Annotated in this window: 19 protein-coding genes and 1 tRNA gene; 12 read left to right on the top strand and 8 right to left on the bottom strand. The window is 68.0% G+C overall.

Annotated elements, in window-relative coordinates:
* Positions 1-74: 74 nt before the first annotated feature.
* On the top strand, positions 75-1,643 hold the full coding sequence (locus V7672_RS13025; protein WP_442889442.1) for an ABC-F family ATP-binding cassette domain-containing protein: 1,569 nt from the start codon (positions 75-77) through the stop codon (positions 1,641-1,643).
* 3 nt (positions 1,644-1,646) lie between these two features.
* Here the strand turns inward: V7672_RS13025 and V7672_RS13020 are convergent, their stop codons facing one another.
* From V7672_RS13020 to V7672_RS13005, 4 genes are all read right to left on the bottom strand, one after another.
* Complete coding sequence (locus tag V7672_RS13020; RefSeq protein ID WP_335625020.1) at positions 1,647-3,239, bottom strand: EAL domain-containing protein; 1,593 nt, start codon at positions 3,237-3,239, stop codon at positions 1,647-1,649.
* A gap of 272 nt (positions 3,240-3,511) precedes the next feature.
* Entirely contained in the window at positions 3,512-3,958 is a 447-nt protein-coding gene (locus tag V7672_RS13015) for a flagellar basal-body protein FlbY (protein ID WP_335625019.1), read from the bottom strand.
* Entirely contained in the window at positions 3,958-4,254 is a 297-nt protein-coding gene (locus tag V7672_RS13010; RefSeq protein ID WP_335625018.1) for a rod-binding protein, read from the bottom strand. Before V7672_RS13010 ends, V7672_RS13015 begins: the two co-directional genes overlap by 1 nt.
* Positions 4,255-4,257: 3 nt before the next feature.
* On the bottom strand, positions 4,258-5,394 hold the full coding sequence (locus tag V7672_RS13005; protein WP_241153168.1) for a flagellar basal body P-ring protein FlgI: 1,137 nt from the start codon (positions 5,392-5,394) through the stop codon (positions 4,258-4,260).
* 161 nt (positions 5,395-5,555) lie between these two features.
* On the opposite strand from V7672_RS13005, the gene V7672_RS13000 reads away from it, so the two are divergent.
* The 4 genes from V7672_RS13000 to gltX all read left to right on the top strand — a co-directional run bounded on the left by V7672_RS13000 (position 5,556) and on the right by gltX (position 8,855).
* Positions 5,556-5,987: a flagellar assembly protein FliX gene (locus V7672_RS13000; RefSeq protein WP_335625017.1), complete on the top strand. Its 432-nt coding sequence runs from the start codon at positions 5,556-5,558 to the stop codon at positions 5,985-5,987.
* Between the two features lie 173 nt (positions 5,988-6,160).
* Positions 6,161-6,574, top strand: coding sequence for an RNA polymerase-binding protein DksA (gene dksA / locus V7672_RS12995; protein ID WP_442889469.1), 414 nt, complete (start codon positions 6,161-6,163; stop codon positions 6,572-6,574).
* A gap of 14 nt (positions 6,575-6,588) precedes the next feature.
* Positions 6,589-7,434: an alpha/beta hydrolase gene (locus V7672_RS12990; RefSeq protein WP_335625015.1), complete on the top strand. Its 846-nt coding sequence runs from the start codon at positions 6,589-6,591 to the stop codon at positions 7,432-7,434.
* 71 nt (positions 7,435-7,505) lie between these two features.
* Complete coding sequence (gene gltX / locus V7672_RS12985) at positions 7,506-8,855, top strand: glutamate--tRNA ligase (RefSeq protein ID WP_335625014.1); 1,350 nt, start codon at positions 7,506-7,508, stop codon at positions 8,853-8,855.
* Between the two features lie 24 nt (positions 8,856-8,879).
* Here gltX and V7672_RS12980 read toward each other — a convergent pair whose 3' ends face one another.
* Positions 8,880-9,179: a CC_3452 family protein gene (locus tag V7672_RS12980; RefSeq protein WP_335625013.1), complete on the bottom strand. Its 300-nt coding sequence runs from the start codon at positions 9,177-9,179 to the stop codon at positions 8,880-8,882.
* A 119-nt stretch (positions 9,180-9,298) separates the two neighbouring features.
* Complete coding sequence (locus V7672_RS12975; RefSeq protein WP_335625012.1) at positions 9,299-9,904, bottom strand: TIGR00730 family Rossman fold protein; 606 nt, start codon at positions 9,902-9,904, stop codon at positions 9,299-9,301.
* A gap of 123 nt (positions 9,905-10,027) precedes the next feature.
* Between V7672_RS12975 and V7672_RS12970 the strand changes: the two genes are divergently transcribed.
* Positions 10,028-10,795 carry a hypothetical protein gene (locus V7672_RS12970; protein WP_335625011.1) on the top strand — a complete coding sequence of 256 codons (768 nt, stop codon included), beginning with the start codon at positions 10,028-10,030 and terminating at the stop codon, positions 10,793-10,795.
* Between the two features lie 134 nt (positions 10,796-10,929).
* On the opposite strand, the gene V7672_RS12965 is transcribed toward V7672_RS12970, so the two are convergent.
* Positions 10,930-11,004: transfer RNA gene (locus V7672_RS12965), tRNA-Asn, on the bottom strand.
* A 66-nt stretch (positions 11,005-11,070) separates the two neighbouring features.
* On the opposite strand from V7672_RS12965, the gene V7672_RS12960 reads away from it, so the two are divergent.
* From V7672_RS12960 to V7672_RS12950, 3 genes are all read left to right on the top strand, one after another.
* Complete coding sequence (locus V7672_RS12960; protein ID WP_335625010.1) at positions 11,071-11,871, top strand: TrmH family RNA methyltransferase; 801 nt, start codon at positions 11,071-11,073, stop codon at positions 11,869-11,871.
* A gap of 93 nt (positions 11,872-11,964) precedes the next feature.
* Positions 11,965-12,087 (top strand): hypothetical protein, encoded by a 123-nt coding sequence (locus V7672_RS12955; protein ID WP_322260340.1) that lies wholly within the window; start codon positions 11,965-11,967, stop codon positions 12,085-12,087.
* A 77-nt stretch (positions 12,088-12,164) separates the two neighbouring features.
* Positions 12,165-13,799 (top strand): alpha-D-glucose phosphate-specific phosphoglucomutase, encoded by a 1,635-nt coding sequence (locus V7672_RS12950; RefSeq protein WP_335625009.1) that lies wholly within the window; start codon positions 12,165-12,167, stop codon positions 13,797-13,799.
* A gap of 75 nt (positions 13,800-13,874) precedes the next feature.
* On the opposite strand, the gene V7672_RS12945 is transcribed toward V7672_RS12950, so the two are convergent.
* Positions 13,875-15,536: an amino acid permease gene (locus V7672_RS12945; protein WP_335625008.1), complete on the bottom strand. Its 1,662-nt coding sequence runs from the start codon at positions 15,534-15,536 to the stop codon at positions 13,875-13,877.
* 234 nt (positions 15,537-15,770) lie between these two features.
* Between V7672_RS12945 and V7672_RS12940 the strand changes: the two genes are divergently transcribed.
* The 3 genes from V7672_RS12940 to V7672_RS12930 are packed head-to-tail and all read left to right on the top strand — an operon-like array spanning position 15,771 to position 20,339.
* Positions 15,771-17,201, top strand: coding sequence for a sodium-dependent transporter (locus tag V7672_RS12940; protein WP_335625007.1), 1,431 nt, complete (start codon positions 15,771-15,773; stop codon positions 17,199-17,201).
* Positions 17,202-17,220: 19 nt separating this feature from the next.
* Positions 17,221-19,677, top strand: a complete 2,457-nt coding sequence (gene hrpB, locus V7672_RS12935; RefSeq protein WP_335625006.1) for an ATP-dependent helicase HrpB — start codon at positions 17,221-17,223, stop codon at positions 19,675-19,677.
* 53 nt (positions 19,678-19,730) lie between these two features.
* On the top strand, positions 19,731-20,339 hold the full coding sequence (locus tag V7672_RS12930) for a sterol desaturase family protein (RefSeq protein WP_335625005.1): 609 nt from the start codon (positions 19,731-19,733) through the stop codon (positions 20,337-20,339).
* The last annotated feature ends 19 nt before the right edge of the window (positions 20,340-20,358 follow it).

The raw sequence follows: 20,358 nt of genomic DNA, 5'->3' as shown, positions 1-20,358 counted from the left end.
CCTTTCCCTCGTCGCTCTCGTGGTCGCCTATGTCTCGCTCCAGCCTCGCCCGAAACCCGTCCCCATCCGCGTTCGTGACGCTCAGCGGCGTCGCGGCCCGCACGCCTGACGGCCGCACGCTTTTTGAAAACCTGAACCTGTCGCTGGGGCGCGAGCGCACCGGCATTGTCGGTCGCAACGGCACTGGCAAGACGACCCTGCTCGAACTGATCTCAGGGGATCGTGCGCCGGCCGAAGGCTCGGTCGCGCGCGCAGGGAGCATCGCGCGCCTCCGTCAGGAGTCCGGCACGGCGCCGGACCTGACCGTCGCGGGCGTGCTGGGCGTCGAGGAGGCCCTGGCCCGCCAGCAGCGCATTCTGGCGGGAGAAGGCACGGCCGACGATCTGGCCGAGGTCGACTGGACGCTGGAGTCGCGGCTGGAGGAGGCGCTGGCCGCCGTCGGTTTGCGCGGGCTGGCCCTCGGCCGGGACACCGCTACCCTCAGCGGGGGGGAGCGCACGCGTCTGGAGCTGGCGGCGCTGGACCTGGCCGGGCCGGATTTGATCCTGCTGGATGAGCCGACCAACCATCTCGACGAAGCGGGGCGCGCGCTGGTGGCCGAGCGACTGGCGACATGGCCGGGCGGGGCGGTCGTGGTCAGCCACGACCGGGCCCTGCTGCGCCGGATGGACCGGATCGTCGAGCTGTCGCCGCTGGGGGCATCCGTTTATGGCGGACACTACGACCTCTATGCCGAACGCAAGGCCTTGGAGCGTCAGGCGGCCGAACACGATCTGGCCCTGGCAGAAAGCGCAGTCGCCCGCACAGCCGCGGAGGCGCAGCGCCGGGCGGAGACCAAGGCCCGGCGCGACCGGGCCGGACGGCGCAAGGGCCTGAAGGGCGACATGCCGAAAATGCTGCGCGACGCGAAGATCGAGCAGGCCGAGCAGTCCGGGGCCAGTCAGGTCCGGCTGGCGGCGAAGCAGGCGGAAGACGCGGAACAGGCACTGGCCGCCGCTCGCGAGCGGGTCGAGCGGGTGCGGCGCATGAGCGTGCCCCTGCCGCCGACCGGACTGGCCGCCGGGCGACAGGTGCTGACCCTGCAGGGCGTCCGGGCCGACGGCGACCGGGGGCCGCGGGTCGGTCCCTTCGATTTGAGGCTGACCGGACCCGAGCGGGTGGCGATCACCGGGCCCAACGGCTCGGGCAAGACCACCCTGCTGGACCTGATCGCGGGCCGGATCACTCCGTCAGCGGGCACGGTCGAGCGATCGGTGCCGCTGGCCCTGCTGGACCAGCACGCCGGTTTGCTGCGGGACGACGAGACCCTGGTCGAGGCCTGGCAGAGGCTGAACCCGGAGGGCACATTGAACGACGCCCAGGCGGCGCTGGCGCGCTTCCTGTTCCGCAATGTCGAGGCGCACAAGTCGGTCGCGGTTCTGTCGGGTGGGGAGCGTCTGCGGGCCGCCCTGGCCTGTGTGATGACCGGCCCGGAGCCGCCGCAACTGCTGGTGCTGGACGAGCCGACCAACCATCTGGATCTCGACGCCATCGAGGCGGTCGAGGCGGCGCTGGCCGCCTGGGACGGAGCGCTGATCGTCGTCAGCCACGACCGGGACTTTCTGGAAGCGATCCGTATCGGGCGCGAGGTTCGGTTGGGCTGAGGCTCAGCCCCAGGACTCCACGGCGCCGCGTCGGCGCCCGGTGGCCGCGAGGGTCGGCCGTTCGAGGCGAGGCTGCGGTTCGGGCCTGCCGAAGAACCACCCCTGGCCCAGCTTCACGCCCAGTTTCAGCATCAGCTCGGCGACCTCGCCCGTCTCGACGCGCTCGGCCACGGTCTTCAGCTCCAGGCCCCCGCACATATCGACGAGGTGACGGATCAGGGTGCGGGCCTTCTCGTCTTCGGTCGCGCGCATCACGAAGGTGCCATCGATCTTCACCCCGTCGACCGTCAGGTGATTCAGATAGTCAAAGCACGACGCCCCGACACCGAAGTCATCCAGATAGACCTTGAAGCCCGCCTGCCGGATGCGGAGGAGGCGCGCCTGGGCGGCGGCCAGATCCGTGATGTTGGCGGTTTCGGTAATCTCGAGGCTGAGACGGCGACGGATGTCCGGGTCACCGGCAGACAGCCGCAACAGCGCCTGGCCATAGGCGTCCGAATCGAGCGCGCCAGCCGAGACATTGATCGCCACATGCGTCAGTCCAAATCCCGGCCGCCTCATCAACTGGATGGCTTTCTCGGCCACGGCCAGGTCAAAGCTGTCGATCAGCGCCAGGGTTTCGGCCAGGCGGATCGTGCTCTCGGGCCCGTCAGAGCCGGGAATGCGCGCCAGGGCCTCGAAATGATGAACGGCGCCCGACTCCAGGTCGACGATCGGTTGATAGTGCAGGGCAAAGTCACGCGCCTTCACCATGGCCCGGAAGCTGTCCATCTGCACCAGGGTGCGATCCAGCGTCTTCTTGAAGGTCACATCGGGATCGTCTTGCGCCCCGTTGGTGATGCAGACCTCCAGCGCATGGCGCATGGCACGAAGGGTCGCCTGGCGGTCGACGCCGGGCGTCAACTCGACCTGGCGGACGTCCGCGCTGACGTCGACGCCCTCCAGGGCCGCAACATTGTGAATGGCTTCCTCGATGGAGGCCGTGTCGGACTCGTGCCGCAACAGCGCATAGGCGTTTCCGGCAAGATGCGAGGCGGAGGCCCCGTCGATGGACATCGATTGCAGGGCGGAGTGCAGTCGGGCGGTCAGGCTGTTGAGCTGGTCGCCCTCGACCTGGTCCATTCCGGCGACATCGATGAAGGCGAGGCTGAGCGGATCCGAGGTCTGGGCGGCAAGCAGACTGCCGGTCTGACGCATCAGGGCGTCCCGGCTGAGGAGCGGTTTGTCCTCGGGGGTGTCCAGCTCAAAGCTCTGGCCCAGCCATGTGAGGGCGCAGGAACAGTGGGGGGCGAGCTCGGGCAGGCTGAACAGGCGCAGGCGGACCCGTCGATAGGCGCCGCGTCCCAGGCTGTACAACAGGTCCAGCGGCTCACTGCGCGCCCCGGGCGTCAGGGTTTCCAGTGCCGCCTTCAGCCGTTCGGCGCTGCGAGGCTCGAACAGGTCGATCAGCGGGCGGTTTGTCCAGGCGTCTTCCGGTGCGTGTCCGACAGCCGGCGCCGCGCCCATGGCCAGCACGACCCGATCCTCGCCGTCGATTTCGACGAGGGTGTCCGCCGAAGCGAAGGCCAGACCAAGGAGACGACTGCTGAGCGCCATTTTGCCCATCTAGACCGACAGTCTTGAAGAAACCGGTGGCAAGTCCGGTTAACGACAGGTTGTCGGGGTGCGGGCTCGGCACCCGGGACTGCGCTGCGCCGGGGCGGAAATCTTCGTGTTTTCAGAGCACCGGCCCGATCCCGGTCCGATTTGCTCGCCCTGCTTCGTCGGGGAGGTACACTCCCTGGCGACCCCGGATCAGCGGGGCGGGAGGCCAAACAGACGATACAGACCATTCAGACGGTTCAGACGGTGTTTTCACCCGTCTGGATTCAGGCGGAGCGGCTGAAGGCGACGGCGCTGCCGTCGGTGGGGGTGGCCTGACCGCTGGCGCCATAGGCATTGGGCACGCCGCGCTGTTCGCGGATTTCGGCGGCCAGCGTGCGGACCAGGCCTTCGGAGATGATGCGGGCGGCCTCGACCGCGCGGGCGTGGCGACCGAGGATGGCCTCGAACGCCTCTGTCGCCTTGACCAGGGCCACGCGGTCCGAGGCGGGGGCCTGCGCCAGGCCCGAGGGATCGGCCTTGATCTGGGCCGACTCGCGCCGATAGCGGTTGGCGAGATCCTGGGTCTCGGCCAGACCGGCGGCCACATCCTGCGGCCGCTGGGCCTCGAAGGCGGCCAGTTCGTCGGACAGGCGACGCGTCAGGGCCTGGGTCAGCTCGATCAGCTGGCGAACCCGGGCCGAGGCGGTGACGGTAAAGGCGGTGTCGTTCATCAGGAGGCTTCCTGCATCTTGATCATGGTGGACATGACCTGATCGGCCAGGCCGATGCCGCCCGAGCGGACGGTTTGCTTGGCCATTTCGTCGATCAGGAAGGAGCGCCAGGTGGCCTCGGCCTCACCGCCGCCGAAAGGGGCTTCGGTCGACAGGCCCTCGAACATCGGGCGCAGCATCTGGGCGATGAAGGAGGCCTCGAAGTCCTCGGCCGTCTCGCGCATGCGGTCCTGGCGGAGGGTCGGGGTCTGGACCGGGCGGAGCAGGTCAGGAGAGAGGGTGAGCGGATCGGCCATGGTTTACATCACCTCGATGTCGGCTTGCAGGGCGCCGGCGGCCTTGATGGCCTGCAGGATGCTGATCATGTCGCGGGGCGTGACGCCGAGGGCATTGAGGCCGGCCACCAGGCTGGACAGGGAGGCGCCGCCGCCGACGATCCGCATCTGGGTGCCCTGGTCTTCCTCGACCGTGACCACGGAGGACGGGACGACCACAGTCTCGCCGTCGCTGAAGGGGGCGGGCTGGCTGACGAAGGGGTCTTCCTGGACGGTGACGGTCAGATTGCCCTGGGCGATGGCAACGGTGGAGACCCGCACGGCCTCGCCCATGACGATCACGCCGTTGACCTCGTCGATGATCACCCGGGCCGGGGCGTCGACCGTGACGGGCAGGTTCTCGATCCGGCTGAGATAGCCGGCCATGCCCCAGCCCTGCGGCGCGCGCACGGTGACGACCGTGCCGTTCTCGGCAAAGGCGGTGCCGGGATAGGCGTCGTTGATGGCAAAGGCGACGCGCTGGGCGGTGGTGAAGTCCGGGTTGCGCAGGGTCAGGCGGACCTCGGCCTGGCGGCCCAGGTCAAAGCCGGTCTCGCGCTCGACCACGGCTCCGCCGGCGATGCGGCCGGCGGTCGGCACGCCGCGCGTGATGGACGAACCCGAGGCGCCCGAGGCCGACAACGATCCGGTCTGGATCGAGCCCTGGGCCACGGCATAGACCTCGCCGTCGGCGCCCTGCAGGGCGGTGACAACAACCGTGCCGCCCAGCAGGCTCTTGGCGTCGCACAGGGTCGAGACGGAGACGTCGATGCGGGCGCCGGGCGTGGCGAAGGGCGGCAGTTCGGCGGTTACCATGACGGCGGCGATGTTCTTGGTGTTGGCGTTGGCGCCGCGGATGTTGACGCCCTGACGCTCCATCATCCCCTCCAGCGACTGGCGGGTCAGGGGGCAGTTGCGCAGGTTGTCGCCGGTGCCGTTCAAGCCGACGACCAGGCCATAGCCCACCAGCTGGTTGGAGCGGACGCCCTCGATCGAGACGATGTCCTTGATGCGCGACTGGGCCTGGGCGGCCTGCGGCAGGGCGACCAGCGCGAGGGCACCGGCGGCGAGGCAGGAGGCGAGGCGGGCAAGAACTGACGTCATGAAGAGGGTCCTGACAATTACGGGTTAGGTCATGCCAATTCCGTGCCGGGACCTGAATCTAGGAAAAACAACAGGTTGGTGGAATGCGGCATGCTTCTGGCCAGCAGATTTTGCCGGGCCGTTAACCAAACCCTCACCTCGCGGGCCCAGATATCGGTCATGGTCCGGAGTGCCCGCACATGAAGATCAATGGTCCGCAGTCGAGTGGTCCTGCCTCCCGTCCGACCCGCCCGGGGCAGGCGGCGGGTGGCTTCAGCCTGGGCGGGGCCGCCGGTGCTTCCGCCGCCGGCGCCAAATCCGGGGTCGCGGCCATGTCCGGCCCGACCAGCGTCGCCTCGCTGATGGCGCTTCAGGGCGTCGAAGGCGTCGAGGGGCCGCTGGAGCGTCGCCGCCGGGCGATCCGGCGCGGGCACCGTCTGCTGGACCGGTTGGAGGCCCTGAAACTGGCCCATCTGGCCGGGCAGGGGGATGCCGATGCCCTGCGGGCCCTGTCCCAGACCGGGGGCGAGGATCGGCCGGACTCAGAGGATGCCAGCCTCAACGCCGTGCTGGACCAGGTGGACCTGCGGGTTGCGGTCGAGCTGGCCAAGGCCGCCGTCGCCGGAAACTGAGCCCTTTCAAGGGTGAGGGCGAATTGTCACGGCTCACGGCATAGTGACCCTGCAAACCGGTTCGATATGGGGAATCGGCTTGAGGCGACTCGTCAGCTTGCCTATAGGCCTGCTTGCGCCGCAGGGGGGCGTGAAGAGTGAGCGTGAGTGCGATGAACGCATTAGCCTCTGTGATGGACGAAGGCCCGGTGGCCTATCGCCCGTCCGACGACGAACCCTTTATGAATGAGCGGCAGCTGGCCTATTTCAAGGGCAAGCTGAACGCCTGGAAGGATGACATCCTTCGAGAGTCCAAGGGCACGGTCGTCAATCTGAAAGCCGAGACCGAGAACCACCCCGATCTGGTGGACCGGGCCTCGTCGGAATCGGATCGCGCGCTGGAACTGCGCACCCGCGACCGCCAGCGCAAGCTGATCGCCAAGATCGATGAGGCGCTGCGCCGGATCGAGGACGGCTCCTACGGCTATTGCGAGGAAACCGGCGAGCCGATCAGCCTGGGGCGGCTGGAAGCCCGGCCGACCGCGACCCTGTCGGTCGAGGCCCAGGAACGCCACGAGCGCCGCGAGCGCGTCCACCGCGACGACTGAGGGGAGCGACCGGGATGCGCGGCCTTGTCAGCATCCTGTTCGGTCTCCTTCTGCTCGGCAGTGCGCCGCACGCCTTGGCGCAGCAGGTCGGCGACGTTCCGTTTCCAGCGGCCCTGCGGGGCGAGGCCTTCCGCCTGGAGTCCGCGACGCTCGGCCGGGGCTTTGACATCTACGTCCGCCTGCCGTTGGACTATGACCCGGAGGGCCCGGCCTATCCGGTCGTCTATCTGCTGGATGGTGACAGCCTGTTCCCCATTCTGGCGTCGAACCACCTGTTCCTGACCTATGAAGAGAGCCTGCCGGAAGCTGTGATCGTGGGCATTGCCTATGGCGGGTTCGACCCCTCGGTGAACCGCCGCAACATCGACTTCCAGTCGCCCGATCAGGGTGTCCCGGCCGAGGACGCCGGCGCCGGGCGCTTTCACACCTTCCTGACCGGGGAACTGATCCCGCTCATCGAGGGGCGGTTCCACGTCGACCCGGAGCAGCGGATCCTGTTCGGTCAGTCGCGCGCCGGCAATCTGGTGCTCTATTCGGCTGTCGCCCATCCCGACGTGTTCCGGGGGCGGATCGCCAGCAACCCCTCCCTGACGCCCGGCATGGGCTCGATCCTCGACCGGGCGGCGCCGGCCCGGCGGGACGACCTCGGGGTCGTCATCACCAGTGGCGAGCGGGACAGGGCCGACCTTCCTGCGGAAGCGGCGCTCTGGGTCGACACCTGGTCTGACCGGGATATCCCCGATCGCCCGTGGGACATCCGCCTGATCCGGATTCCCGGGGGCACCCACGCCGCCAATTCAACGGATGCCTATCGCGCCGGCATGCTGTGGCTGTTCGCCGGCGACGACGCGGGCGATTGAGCGCCCCTGTGCCTTGACTTCGACCGGGCGGGGCGCGACCTACGCGCCTCACGTTCAAGGTTTGTCGCCCCATGACTGTCAAAGTCCGTTTCGCCCCGTCGCCGACGGGTAAGCTGCACGTCGGCAATGTCCGCACGGCCCTGGTCAACTGGCTGTTCGCGAAAGGGCAGGGCGGGCAGTTCGTGCTGCGCATCGACGACACCGATCTGGCCCGCTCGACGGCGGACTATGAGCGCGGCATCGAGGAAGATCTGACCTGGCTGGGTCTGGTCTGGGACGAGCGGCACAACCAGTCGCAGCGCTTCGACCGCTACCGCGAGGCCGCCGAGCGGCTGAAGGCGGCCGGGCGGCTGTACCCCTGCTATGAGACAGCCGATGAACTGGATCGCCGCCGCAAGGTGCAGCTGTCGCGCGGCCAGCCGCCCATCTATGACCGGGCCGCCCTGCAACTGACCCAGGTTCAGCGCGACGCCTATGAGGCCGAGGGCCGTCGTCCGCACTGGCGCTTCAAGCTGGACGGACGCCGGGTGCACTGGGTCGATCTCGCGCGCGGTTCGGCGGAGGTGGATACGGCCTCGATGTCCGACCCGGTGCTGATCCGCGAGGATGGCCTGTTCCTCTATACCCTGCCGTCCGTGGTCGACGATCTGGACATGGGCATCAGCCATGTGATCCGGGGCGAGGACCATGTGACCAATACCGGCGCGCAGATCGAGATCTTCGAGGCGCTGATCGCCTTGGGCTGGACCGGCAGCCTGCCGGGCTTTGCCCATATGCCGCTGCTGGTCGGAGCCGACGGGCAGGCCCTGTCCAAGCGGCTGGGCTCGCTGTCGATCTCGGACATGCGCGACCAGGGCTATGAGCCGATCGCCATCACCAGCCACCTCGGCAAGATCGGCACCTCGGATGCGCTGGAGATCGCGCCGTCGATGGCCGAGCTGGGGCAGGGCTTCAGCTTCGACAAGATGGGCCGGTCACCGGCCCGCTATGACACGGCGGATCTGGACCGGCTGAACGCCCAGGCCCTGCACGCGATGAGCTATGCCGAGGCGCAGGGGCGTCTGGCGGCGATCGACTGTGATCTGGGAGAGGACTTCTGGACGACGGTGCGTCCGAACCTGGAACGGTTCGGCGACGTCGCGGCGCTGGTGCGGCTCGTCAACGGTCCGGTGACGCCGGTGATCGCGGATGCGGAGTTTGCCAGGGTGGCGGCCGAGACCCTGCCGGAGACCATCGACGGTGACAGCTGGTCAGCCTGGATTGCAGAGATCAAGGCCCGCACGGGGGCCAAGGGCAAGGCCCTGTTCATGCCGCTGCGTCAGGCCCTGACGGGGCAGGAGCATGGACCGGATATGGCGTCGCTGATCCCGCTGATCGGGCGCGAGCGCATGCTGAAACGGCTCTCTGGCGAGACGGCCTGACCGTCCCGCCAGAGTTCAGACCGATCAGGCGTTGCAGGCGGCCAGTTCTTCGGCGGACAGGGCGGTGCCCTTCCACGTGAAGGCGGTGACTTCGCCCAGACGGGCGACGACGCGGCGGCAGGCGCGCGAGGCCGGCTGGTTGGCGCCACCGGTGGCGGTGCAGCTGTCGCCTTCACAGCGCCAGGTGGCGCCATCGATGATCACCCGGCCCGAGGGGGCCGAGGCGGCGTCGGCCAGGGTGGCCGAGGTGGCGGGAGCCTGGACCGGGGTGGCCAGGGTCGGGGTGGCGACGGCAAGGATTGCCGCGATCAGAAGAGTGCGCATGGGGAGTCGCTCCAGCTTGGACCGGGCAGGGGAGCCCGTGACGGCGCAATGTCCGTTTTTTTTGAAAACTGTCAAGGGTGGTAATCGCGGCCGCTGAGTTTTTGGTGACCGCTGATCACTTATCGATGATCATGTTTCAAATCGGACGGCGTGTCCATGCTGTTCAGGGCCTCGAGGGCCTCGTCGACCGTGCGGCATACTGTCCATGCCTCGAGGAAGGACGCGGGGGTCATCCCGGCCTCGACCGTGTGCTCCATCAGCCGGAACAGCGTCTGCCAGAATCCGTCGATATCGAGGAAGATGACCGGCTTGCCGTGCAGGTCGAGGCGCTTCCACGACAGAAGCTCGATCACCTCCTCCAGCGTGCCGATACCGCCCGGGGCGACGACGAAGGCGTCGGATTCGTCGTACATGATCTGCTTGCGCTCATGCATGGAGCCGACCACCAGGGTCTCGACCTCGTCGAACAGGCGTTCGCGGCTGCGCAGGAACTCGGGCATGACACCCAGCACCCGTCCGCCTGCCGCATGGGCGCCGCGGGCAGAGGCCCCCATCAGGCCCACACCGCCGCCGCCATAGACCAGGCGCCAGCCCTTCTCCGCCACGCCCTTGCCGAAAGCCCGAGCGGCCTCGGTATATTTGGGGTCAGCAGTTTCGGACGATCCGCAGAACAGGCAGACGGAGGGGCCGCTGAAGGGGCGAATCTCGGCGGAAGTCGTGGGCATGGAACCTCGGAAAGAAGACAGGACAATCGACGGTCGGGATGACTGTCGGCAGTCAGTGGTTTTTGCCATACAGGGCGCATGGCCTCGTTGAAACGCGCAATCGAACCTTATGGAATGCCGCCCATGGGCGGGAAGGGGCTGGCCGGTCTTGCGCTCGCGGTGCTCCTGGCCGGGTGCGGGGGGGATGAGTCGGGACCGGCCGCCGCCGGACGGGCCGTTGCCGAGGCCCCGGTGGCCGGGGCCGGGTCCGGGTGGATCATGCCGCCTTCGGTCACAGGCCTGCGCCGGGACGGCACCGAACTTGTCGTGTCCGGACAGGCGGATCCGGGCGGTCGCGTCGTCCTCAGGACGCCCGCAGGCCGGGCCTATGCGGCGGTTGCCGATGCCGGGGGGCTTTTCGAGGTGCGGCTGACGGCCGTGGACGGCCTGGTCCTGGCGCCCGAGGCGCAACTGGGACAGGAGACGGTGCCGGGGCCCGGACGCCTGGTGATCCTGGATGCCGCCCGGGGCTCCGCTGTGCTGCTGTCACCGGGCGGCACCAGTCAGCGGCTGGGCGAGGGCCCCCTGCTGTCCAGTGTCGACCACGACGGCCGTGCCGTGATCCTGTCGGGGCGGGCGGATCCCGGGTCGGATGTCCGGGTGGAAGTGCCGGGGCGTGGTCCGATCCATGTGCAGGCGGATACGCTGGGCCATTGGCGGATCGGCATGGACGGGAGCCCGCCTTCCGAAGTCCGTGTCGAGGGGCAAGTCTTTGCGGTCCCGGCCCTGTCCATCGACAGACGCGACGGCGCTGTGACGGCGATCACGCGACTCGAGCGCGAGGACGGTTTCCTGCTGAAATGGCAGGCCCCGGACGGGGCGCACCAGGTCAGCTGGCTGCCGCGCCGTTAACGACTTCTTAAGCCAATCGGCAGAACAGGAGTCTTGGGATTCCTTTAGCGAGGCACCCACCATCACCAAGCCTTTTCAAAGCCCGGCGCTCTGCGTCGGGCTCGTTTTTCGTGGCGATGTGAGGGAAGGGTGAGTGGCTCCGCGGGTAGGATTCGAACCTACGACCAGCCGATTAACAGTCGGCTGCTCTACCACTGAGCTACCGCGGAACAGGTACTCAAGAGGGGGGCGCTATAGCAGCGGCCCGCCGGACTGTGCAACGATAAATCGACACCATGACGCCGATATCCCTGACCTCTGCCGATGATCCCCGGATCGCCGCCTTTCGCGACGTACGCGAACGTGACCTGACCGGCCGCGAGGGCCTGTTTATCGCCGAGGGAGAGGTGGTGCTGAACGTCCTGACGTCGGCCTGGTCGCGGTGCCGGGCGCGGGCCGTGCTGCTGGCCGACAAGCGGCTGGCGAAGCTGGAGCCCGTGCTGGCGCGGCTGGAGCCCAATGTGCCGATCTATACGGCCCCGCAGGAGGTGTTGGACGGAATCGCGGGCTTTCATCTGCACCGGGGCATTCTGGCGCTGGGCGAAAAACCCGCGCCCCTGGATCCCGATACCTTCCTCGCAACGCGGCCGGAGAGTTCTGTGCTGGTCGGGGCGGTGGGGATCGGCAATGCCGATAATATGGGCGGTATCTTCCGCAATGCGGCGGCGCTGGGGGCGTGCGGCGTGATGATCGATCCCGGCTGCTGTGATCCCTTCTATCGCAAGGCGATTCGCGTCTCGGTGGGCGCGGTGCTGAGAACGCCGCTGATGGCGGGGCTGTCGGCCCTGGCCATGGTCGAGCGGGCCGAGGCCTATGGCTATGTGCCGCTGGCGCTGACGCCGGGGGATGGCCCGGATCTGCTGGAGCTGGAGCCGCCGGCGCGGTCGCTGGTGCTGCTGGGGGCGGAGGGGCCGGGTCTGCCTCCGCAGGTGCTGGCCCGCGCCCGGCCGGTCCGGATTCCGATGGCGTCCGGCTTTGATTCGCTGAACGTGGCGGCGACCTCGGCGATCGTTCTGCACCACCTGACTCGCCGGTGAGGCGAATCACGCAGTTGTTAGCGCGTTAACCCTTTGTGCACCTTGCTGAACGCTCCGGATTGTGTCGGTATTGGGGCGTCCGGGGAGGCTGCCATGTTCAGTGATGTCTTTGGTTTCGTAACGCGTAATGCCCGTCTGGCGGTGACCGTCGGCGTGGTGACAGGGGCCGTGAGTGCGGCCAGTCTGCTGGGATGGTTGACGGCGCCGATCGCCTGACCTTCGCCTGACAGGCAAAACCCTCTAGACACATGGCTTTCGGGTGGCCGGGTGCCGCCGCAGGCCGAGGGTATTTCGTGTCCGTCCAGAGCGTCAGCATCACCCCGTGGCAGGATCAGGAGCCCGGGACGTCCGGCCTGCGCAAATCCACGCGTGACTTCACGCGGCCGGGCTATCTGGAAGCCTTTCTGCAGTCTGTGTTCGATGAAGCCGACCCGCAGCCGGGCGATGCCCTGGTGGTCGGCGGCGACGGGCGGTTCTTCTGTCGCGAGGCTGCGGCCATCGTGGTGCGGATGGCGCTGGCCAACGGGTTTTCACGGGTGATCGTGGGCCGCGATGGCCTGATGTCGACGCCGGCGGCCTCGGCCCTGATCCGCAAGCGCGGCGCCAGGGGCGGGGTGATCCTGTCGGCCAGCCACAATCCGGGCGGCCCGGACGGCGACTTCGGCGTCAAATACAATACGGAGAGCGGAGGCCCCGCCCCGACGACCTTTACGGCCGGAGTGTTCGCGCGCAGCAAGGAGCTCCAGGCCTATCGCATCCTCGAGGCCGCGGCGCCCGACCTCTCGGCGATCAGCGAGACGCGACTGGGCGACGGCCTCGTCGAGGTGATCGATCCGATCGCGGACTACGCCGATCTGATGGAGACGGTGTTCGACTTCGACGCCATCCGGGCGCTGGTCTCACAGCCCGGTTTCCGCATGGCCTTTGACGCCATGCATGCGGTGACGGGCCCCTATGCGACCGAGATTCTGGCGCGGAGGCTGGGGGCGTCTGCCGGCACGGTGATGCGGGGTGAGCCCCTGCCGGACTTTGGCGGGGGACATCCCGATCCGCATCCGGACCACACGCCGGAACTGACGGCGCGGATGTTCGGCGAGGATCCGCTGGATTTCGCCGCCGCCTCGGACGGGGACGGCGACCGCAATATGATAATGGGGCCGGCGATGGTGGTGTCGCCCGGCGACAGTCTGGCCATTCTGGCGGCCCATGCCGACTGCGTGCCGCGCTACCGGGACGGGCTGAAGGGGCTGGCGCGCTCCATGCCGACCAGCCGCGCGGCAGACCGCGTGGCCGAGGCGCTGGGCATCGAGATGCACGAGACGCCGACGGGCTGGAAATTCTTCACCAACCTGCTGGACGCCGGGCGCATCACCCTGTGCGGCGAGGAGAGCTTTGGCACCGGCTCGGACCACGTCCGCGAGAAGGACGGTCTGTGGGCGGTGCTGTTCTGGCTGAATGTGCTGGCGGCGACCGGCAAGGGGGTCGGCGAGGTGGTGGTCGGCCACTGGTCGCGCTTTGGCCGGGACTACTATCAGCGGCATGATTACGAGGGGCTGGAGGTCGGCCCGGCGAACGCCTTCATGCAGAGCCTGCGTGAGGCGGCGGCCGGGGCCGAGGGACAGCAGATTGCCGGCTATCGCGTGCAGTCGGCCGACGATTTTGCCTACAGCGATCCGGTGGACGGGTCTGAGGTGAAACACCAGGGCGTGACCGTGCGGCTGAGCCCGGACGCCCGCGTCACCTACCGCCTGTCGGGCACGGGGTCTTCGGGAGCGACGCTGCGGGTCTATCTGGAGCGGTTCGAGGATCCGGCCGGCGACCTGCACCGCGATCCCGCCGAGGCCCTGGCCGATGTGGCAGAGGTCGCGCACGCCTTTGCCGGGATCGAGTCCCGGCTGGGCCGGACGGAGCCCTCGGTCGTCACCTGAGGAGAAACGGCCCCCGAATACGAAAAGGCCCGGAGGGTGACCTCCGGGCCTTCGCGTGTCTGACGGAAAGGGTCGTCAGTCTTCCTTGATGTTGTCGACGCCATGGCCGAAGGCGTCGGCCGGAGAACTGATGGTCGTCTCTTCGGTGATGTCGATGCCCTTGGCCAGCTTGGAGTGCCAGTAGCCGTAGGCGATGTAGATCAGGGCGCCGACCGCCGCATAGGCGGCCAGCAGGATCAGCGGCAGCGGATTGTCGTTCATGGCGTGCTGAATCATGGGCGACAGATTGTTGTAGGCCAGGAACAGACAGGCACAGATGCCGGCGAACGCCGTGTAGACACCGCCCGGTACGCGGAACGGACGCTCCATCTCGGGGTGTTTGATGCGCAGATAGATGACGCTCAGGCACACGATCGAGAAGGCCGTGGCCGTCCCCAGGGACACGAGGTCGCCCAGGATCGAGATCGGCAGGAAGGCCGCCGCGATCGAGATCAGGATGCCCAGCACGATCGTGCCGATCCACGGGGTCCGGAACTTGGGGTGGATCACGGCAAAGGAGCGCGGCAGCAGGCCGTCACGCGCCATGGTGTAGAAGATGCGTGTCTGGCCGTAGCAGAGCACCAGCATGACCGAGCTGAGACCGGTGATGGCGCCGATCTTGATCAGGAAGCTGATCAGGTTCAGCTGTCCGCCCGGCGCGACGGCCAGCGGAATATCGGCCCAGTGCAGGCCCATCCGGTCGATGGCGACCGCGATCGGCGCGGGCGAGGCCAGCTCCAGATAGGGGACCACGCCGGTCATGACGGCGGCAACCGCCATATAGATGATGGTGCAGACGACCAGGGCGCCAAGGATGCCGATGGGGATATCTTTTGACGGGTTCTTGGCCTCGGCTGCGGCGGTCGAGACGGCCTCGAAGCCCACATAGGCGAAGAAGATGATCGCCGCGCCGCGGAAGATGCCACCGACGCCGAACTGTCCGGCCTGACCGGTCGGCTCGGGGATGAAGGGCACCCAGTTGTTCGGGTCGACGTAGGCGATGCCGACGGCAATGAACGTCAACAGCACGATGATCTTGATGACCACGATGATGTTGTTGACGTTGGCCGATTCCGAGACGCCCAGCACCAGCAGGCTGCAGACGGCGGCAATGCCGACGGCCGCCACCAGGTTGAAGGTCCCGGTCAGCGGGAAGCTGGTCGAGGCCCCGTCCTGGATCAGCTGGACCAGCGGCGTGGCCCACTGTGGTCCCTCGCCGCCCGCATACTGGATCATGGGGAAGAGCTGCTGACTGAGGCCGAAGTCAGAAAGGATCGATATGACGTAGCCGGACCAGCCGACCGCGACGGTCGAGGCGGCGACGCCGTATTCCAGCACCAGCAGCCAGCCCATGATCCAGGCGAACACTTCGCCCAAGGTTCCGTAAGCATAGGTATAGGCCGATCCGGAGACCGGCATGGTCGAGGCCAGCTCTGCATAGCAGAGACCGGCGAGGGCGCAGGCCGTTCCTGCGATCACGAAGGACAGCATAATGGCGGGACCAGCATTGGCCGATGCCACCTGGCCGGTCAGAACGAAAATGCCAGCACCGATGATGGCGCCGATGCCCAAACTCATCAGGTTGATGGGGCCCAGCGTCCGCTTAAGCTCGCTCTTGGCAGCTTCTTTCTGAATCTGGGCAATCGATTTCTTCAGGAACAGGCGGTTGCCGCCTCCCGAAACAGGGGGGTTACTCATGTTGGGATGTCGCCTCCAGCGGGCGGTCCGAAGGGGCCGCCACCGCTCCGAAGTGGAAACTAGATCGGCCCCCGTTTTCACGCAATCGTCATCTTGGGGCGCGCGAGAGTTATTTGATAACGCCAAGGTCAGGCCCGCCGGGCTTGATTCGTGGGGGGGGCGCCGTCAAGGTCGCCGCAACGGTAACCAAACAGTGCCGGGGCCGACGGGTCACCGGTGCGGGGGAGTGTTCATATGGTCGCGTCTTCGCCCTCCGGGCAGGCTAAATGGTCGTCAAAGACGGCTTTCGTACTGGCGGCCACCGGTTCGGCGGTGGGTCTCGGGAACCTGTGGCGGTTCCCGACTGAGGCGGGGACGAACGGCGGCGGCGCCTTTGTGCTGCTGTACATCCTGTGCGTGGTGCTGATCGCGGCACCCCTGCTGCTGTCCGAGACCCTGATCGGTCGTCACGGCCAGCGCTCGACCATCGGCAGCGCCGTGCATCTGGCGCGCCAGTCCGGGGCCAGCCCCGCGTGGAGCGCCATGGCGGTCCTGGGCCTGATCGCCAACACCCTGATCCTCTCGTTCTATTGCGTGGTCGCCGGCTGGGTCGTCTATTTCATCGGCACCAGCGGCATGGGTCTGGTTGATGCGGTGTCGAGCGGCAATGCGCTGGGCGGCGCCTATCCGGAGCAGTCGCCGGAATCGATCCGCGAGATGATGCCGGCGCTGTTCGCCAACCCGGCCCTGCTGGTCGGCATGCAGTCGATCTTCGTCATCCTTACCGTGCTGATCGTCGCGCGCGGCGTGAAGGGCGGCATTGAGGCGGCGGCTGTGTGGCTGATGCCGGCCTTCTTCTTCCTGCTGATCGGCATCACCATCTATGCCGCGATGACGGGGGACTTCGCCCAGGCCATCAACTTCCTGTTCTCGCCCGACTTCAGCCGCATCACCGAACCGGGCGTGATGAGCTCGGCCCTGGGCCAGGCCTTCTTCTCGCTCAGCCTCGGCGGCGGGGCCATGATCGCCTATGGCGCCTATGCCTCGAAGGATACCAATCTGGGTTCGACCTCGGGCACCATCGCCTTTGCCGATACGGCCGTGGCCATCATCGCCGGTCTGGCCATCTTCCCGATCGTGTTCAGCGTCGGCCTTCAGCCGGATGCCGGCCCGACCCTGATGTTCCAGACCCTGCCGACCGCCTTCCAGCTGATGCCGGGCGGCGCGATCGTGGCCTTCGGTTTCTTCGTGCTGGCCTTCTTTGCGGCCCTGACCTCGTCGGTGTCGCTGCTGGAAATCTCGGTGGGCTGGATCACGGAGAAGTTCGGTGTGTCGCGCAGTGCTGCGGCCTGGGGCATGGGTCTGGTGATCTTTGTGTTCGGCGTGCTGTCGGCGCTATCGTTCAACATCCTCGCCGACCAGCGGCCCATCCCCTTCATTCCGGGCTTTGAGAATGCGGGCTGGTTCGATGCCTTCGACGGGATCACCTCCAAACTGTTCCTGCCGCTGTCGGGGCTGGTCACCGCCCTGTTCATCGGCTGGGTGGCGGACAAGAAGATCGTCGATGCCGAAACCGGGCTGACGGGCGGCGCCCTGTCGATGTGGCGCTTCCTGGTGGCGTGGCTGTGCCCGCTGGCGGTGACGGCCATTCTGGTGATCGGCATGTTCCCGCAACTGCTGGGCTGACCGTGAGCAGCCGGACGCCGTGACGACCACGCCTGGCCGCACTGCGGCGTCCGATTTGCCCATCCATGAGGTTCTGGACCGCCTGATCGCGGCGGTCCGGGACCACCCGGCCGTGGTGCTGGGCGCGCCGCCGGGCGCGGGCAAGACCACCGGCGTTCCCCTGGCCCTGCTGGACAGCCAGATCGGCGAGGCCGGCACCATCCTTGTGCTGGAGCCACGCAGGCTGGCCGCCCGGGCCGCGGCCGAGCGTATGGCCGACATGCGCGGCGAGCCGGTGGGCGAGACCGTCGGCTATCGCACCCGCCTGCAAAGCCGGGTCGGTCCGAAGACCCGCATCGAGGTGATTACCGAGGGCATCTTCACGCGCCGCATCATCGCCGACCCCGGGCTGGAAGGCGTGGCTGCCGTCCTCTTCGACGAGTTTCACGAGCGCAGTCTGGACGCCGATCTGGGGCTGGCGCTGGCCCGTCAGACGCAGGAGTTGCTGCGGCCTGATCTGAAGCTGGTCGTCATGTCGGCGACGCTGAATGTGGCGTCCATGGTGCGGGTGCTGGACGGCCCGCCGGTGATCGAGGCCGAGGGGCGGGCCTTCCCGGTCGAGACCGTCCATCTGGGTAGCAATCCTTCTGAACGGCTGGAGACGGCGGTGGCCCGCGCGGTTCGCCGGGCCCTGGGCGAGACGGGCGGGTCGGTGCTGGTCTTCCTGCCCGGCCAGTCGGAAATCCACCGGGCCGCACGGGCGCTGTCCGAGGCGTCCCTGCCTGCGAATGTGGAGGTGGTCAGCCTGTATGGCGGGCTGGATCGCGCCGTGCAGGACCGGGCGCTGTCTGCGCCGCCTGCCGGGCATCGCCACGTGATCCTGGCCTCAGCCGTGGCGGAAACCAGCCTGACGCTGCCGGGCATTACGGCGGTCGTCGACAGTGGCCTGTCGCGGGTGCCGCGCTTTGAGCCGGCCAGCGGGCTGACGCGACTGGCGACCGTGAGGGTCAGCCGCGCCTCGGCCGATCAGCGGCGCGGTCGGGCCGGACGCGTCGGGCCGGGCACCTGCTACCGCCTGTGGGACGAGGAACAGAGCCGGGGCCTGATTCCCGAACAGCCCGCCGAAATCCTCGAGGCCGATCTGACCGGACTGGCGCTGGATCTGGCGCGATGGGGCGCGCGGTCGGCCGAAGGTCTGGCCCTGATCGATCCGCCGCCCGCCGGGGCCTTTGCCGAGGCGCGGGCGGTGCTGACCCGACTGGGGGCGCTTGATGAGCGCGGCGACCTGACCCCGCACGGGCGGCGGATGGCCGAACTGCCGATGAGCCCGCGGCTGGCGCATATGGTGGCGGTGGCCTCGGACCGGGGGGATGCCCTGACCGGCGCGCGGATCGCGGCGATTCTGGGCGAACCGGGTCTGGGCGGGACCTCGACCGATCTGCGTGACCGGCTGGAGGCGCTGGAGCGCGACCGCTCGCCCCGCGCCCGCGACGCGCTGAAGCTGGCCGACCGCTGGGCGCGGCTGGCGGGCGGCGGAAAGGGGCTGGAGGTTGATGCGGGCCTGTTGCTGGTGGAGGCCTTCCCCGAGCGGGTGGCGCGGGCGCGGGGTAGGCCGGGCGAGGTGCGGCTGGCGTCCGGGCGCGGGGCCTTTCTGGAGCCGACCGATGCGCTGGCCGGGTCGCCCTGGCTGGCGGTGGCGGAGCTGAGCGGCGGGGTCAGCGGCGATCGCATCCGTCTGGCCTGCCCGGTGGATATCGACGCGCTGGGCCACCGGATGGTCGAGGAGGAGCGAATGGTGCGCACGCCGTCCGGCCGGATGGAGGTGCGCCGCCTGAAGCGGATCGGCGAACTGGTGGTCGAGGAGGTGTCGCTGGGGGCCCCGGACAAGGCCCAGGTCACCGACCTGCTGAAGGGTGAAGTCGAGCGGGAAGGATTGAAGGGCCTTCGCTGGGGCGAGCGGGCCTCGGCGCTCCGGGCACGCCTGGCCTTCCTGCGGGGGCTGGATGAGGGCTGGCCCGATGTGTCGGACGAGGGGCTGCTGGCGGCGCGCGAGGCATGGCTATGGCCGCTTCTTGCGGGGGTGCAGGGGCTGGAAGGCATTGCGGATGGCGCGCTGGAAGCGGGTCTGCGGGCGCTGATTCCGTGGGACCGGCAGCGCGAGCTGGACCGGCTGGCCCCCGCGCGGCTGGAGACGCCGCTGGGATCGACCGGCATCGACTATGCCGCCGAGGGCGGGCCGCGCGTCGATATTCGCGTGCAGGAGATGTTTGGCGTGAAGGCCCATCCGACGGTCGGCGACGGCCGGGTACCGCTGACGCTGGCCTTGCTGTCGCCCGCGCGGCGACCGGTGCAGGTGACGAAAGACCTGCCCGGCTTCTGGACCGGTTCATGGGCCGCCGTGCGGGCCGAGATGCGGGGCCGCTATCCCCGCCACCCCTGGCCGGAGGACCCCGCGAATGCCGCGCCCACGACCCGGGTCAAGCCGAGGGGGACGTGAGCGCGACGCGATGGCCACTCGCCAGTTAATCTCACGGAGCCTAGCGTGAGCGAATGATGTTCTGGGTCTACATGGTGACCTTTGCGGTCTTCTCGCTGATCTTCACTCGGGAGGTGATTGCTCCCGCTTCCGGCGCTTCGTGCGATCGCCGGTGGCGCCTGTATGCAGGAGCTCTCAACGCCACCAACCTGCTGGCCGTGGTCGCGGCGGGGTTCCTTTTTCAGCGCTGGATCGCCGATCATTCATTGCTGGCCTTCGGGCCGAGGTTGGGAGTCTGGGGCGGTGCGGGCGTGACCTTCCTGGTGGCGAGTTTCGTTGCCTATTGGTGGCATCGCCTGATCCACAAGTCGGATCGGCTGTGGCGCTGGGTTCATCAGCTGCACCACAGCCCGTCGCGGATTGAAGCCCTGACTGCCTTCTATCTGCACCCCTTTGATGCTTTAGCAGCTACCCTGCTCAATGCGCTGGTCGCCTACGCGCTTCTGGGCGTAGGGCCTTGGTCGGCGGCGTTAGCGTTGATGGCAGTGACGCTTTTCAATCTGATCGCCTATGCCGACCAGAAGACGCCTTGGGCTGTCGGCCTGATCTTCCAGCGGCCCGAGATGCATCGCCTGCATCATGAACGCGGAGTTCACCGCAACAACTATGGCCTGCCGCTTTGAGATATGATGTTCGGCACGT

Source organism: Brevundimonas sp., assembly GCF_036963785.1.
GTDB lineage: Bacteria > Pseudomonadota > Alphaproteobacteria > Caulobacterales > Caulobacteraceae > Brevundimonas.
Note: the sequence above shows the minus strand (reverse complement) of the source record. Positions and strands in the feature narration are given on the sequence as shown.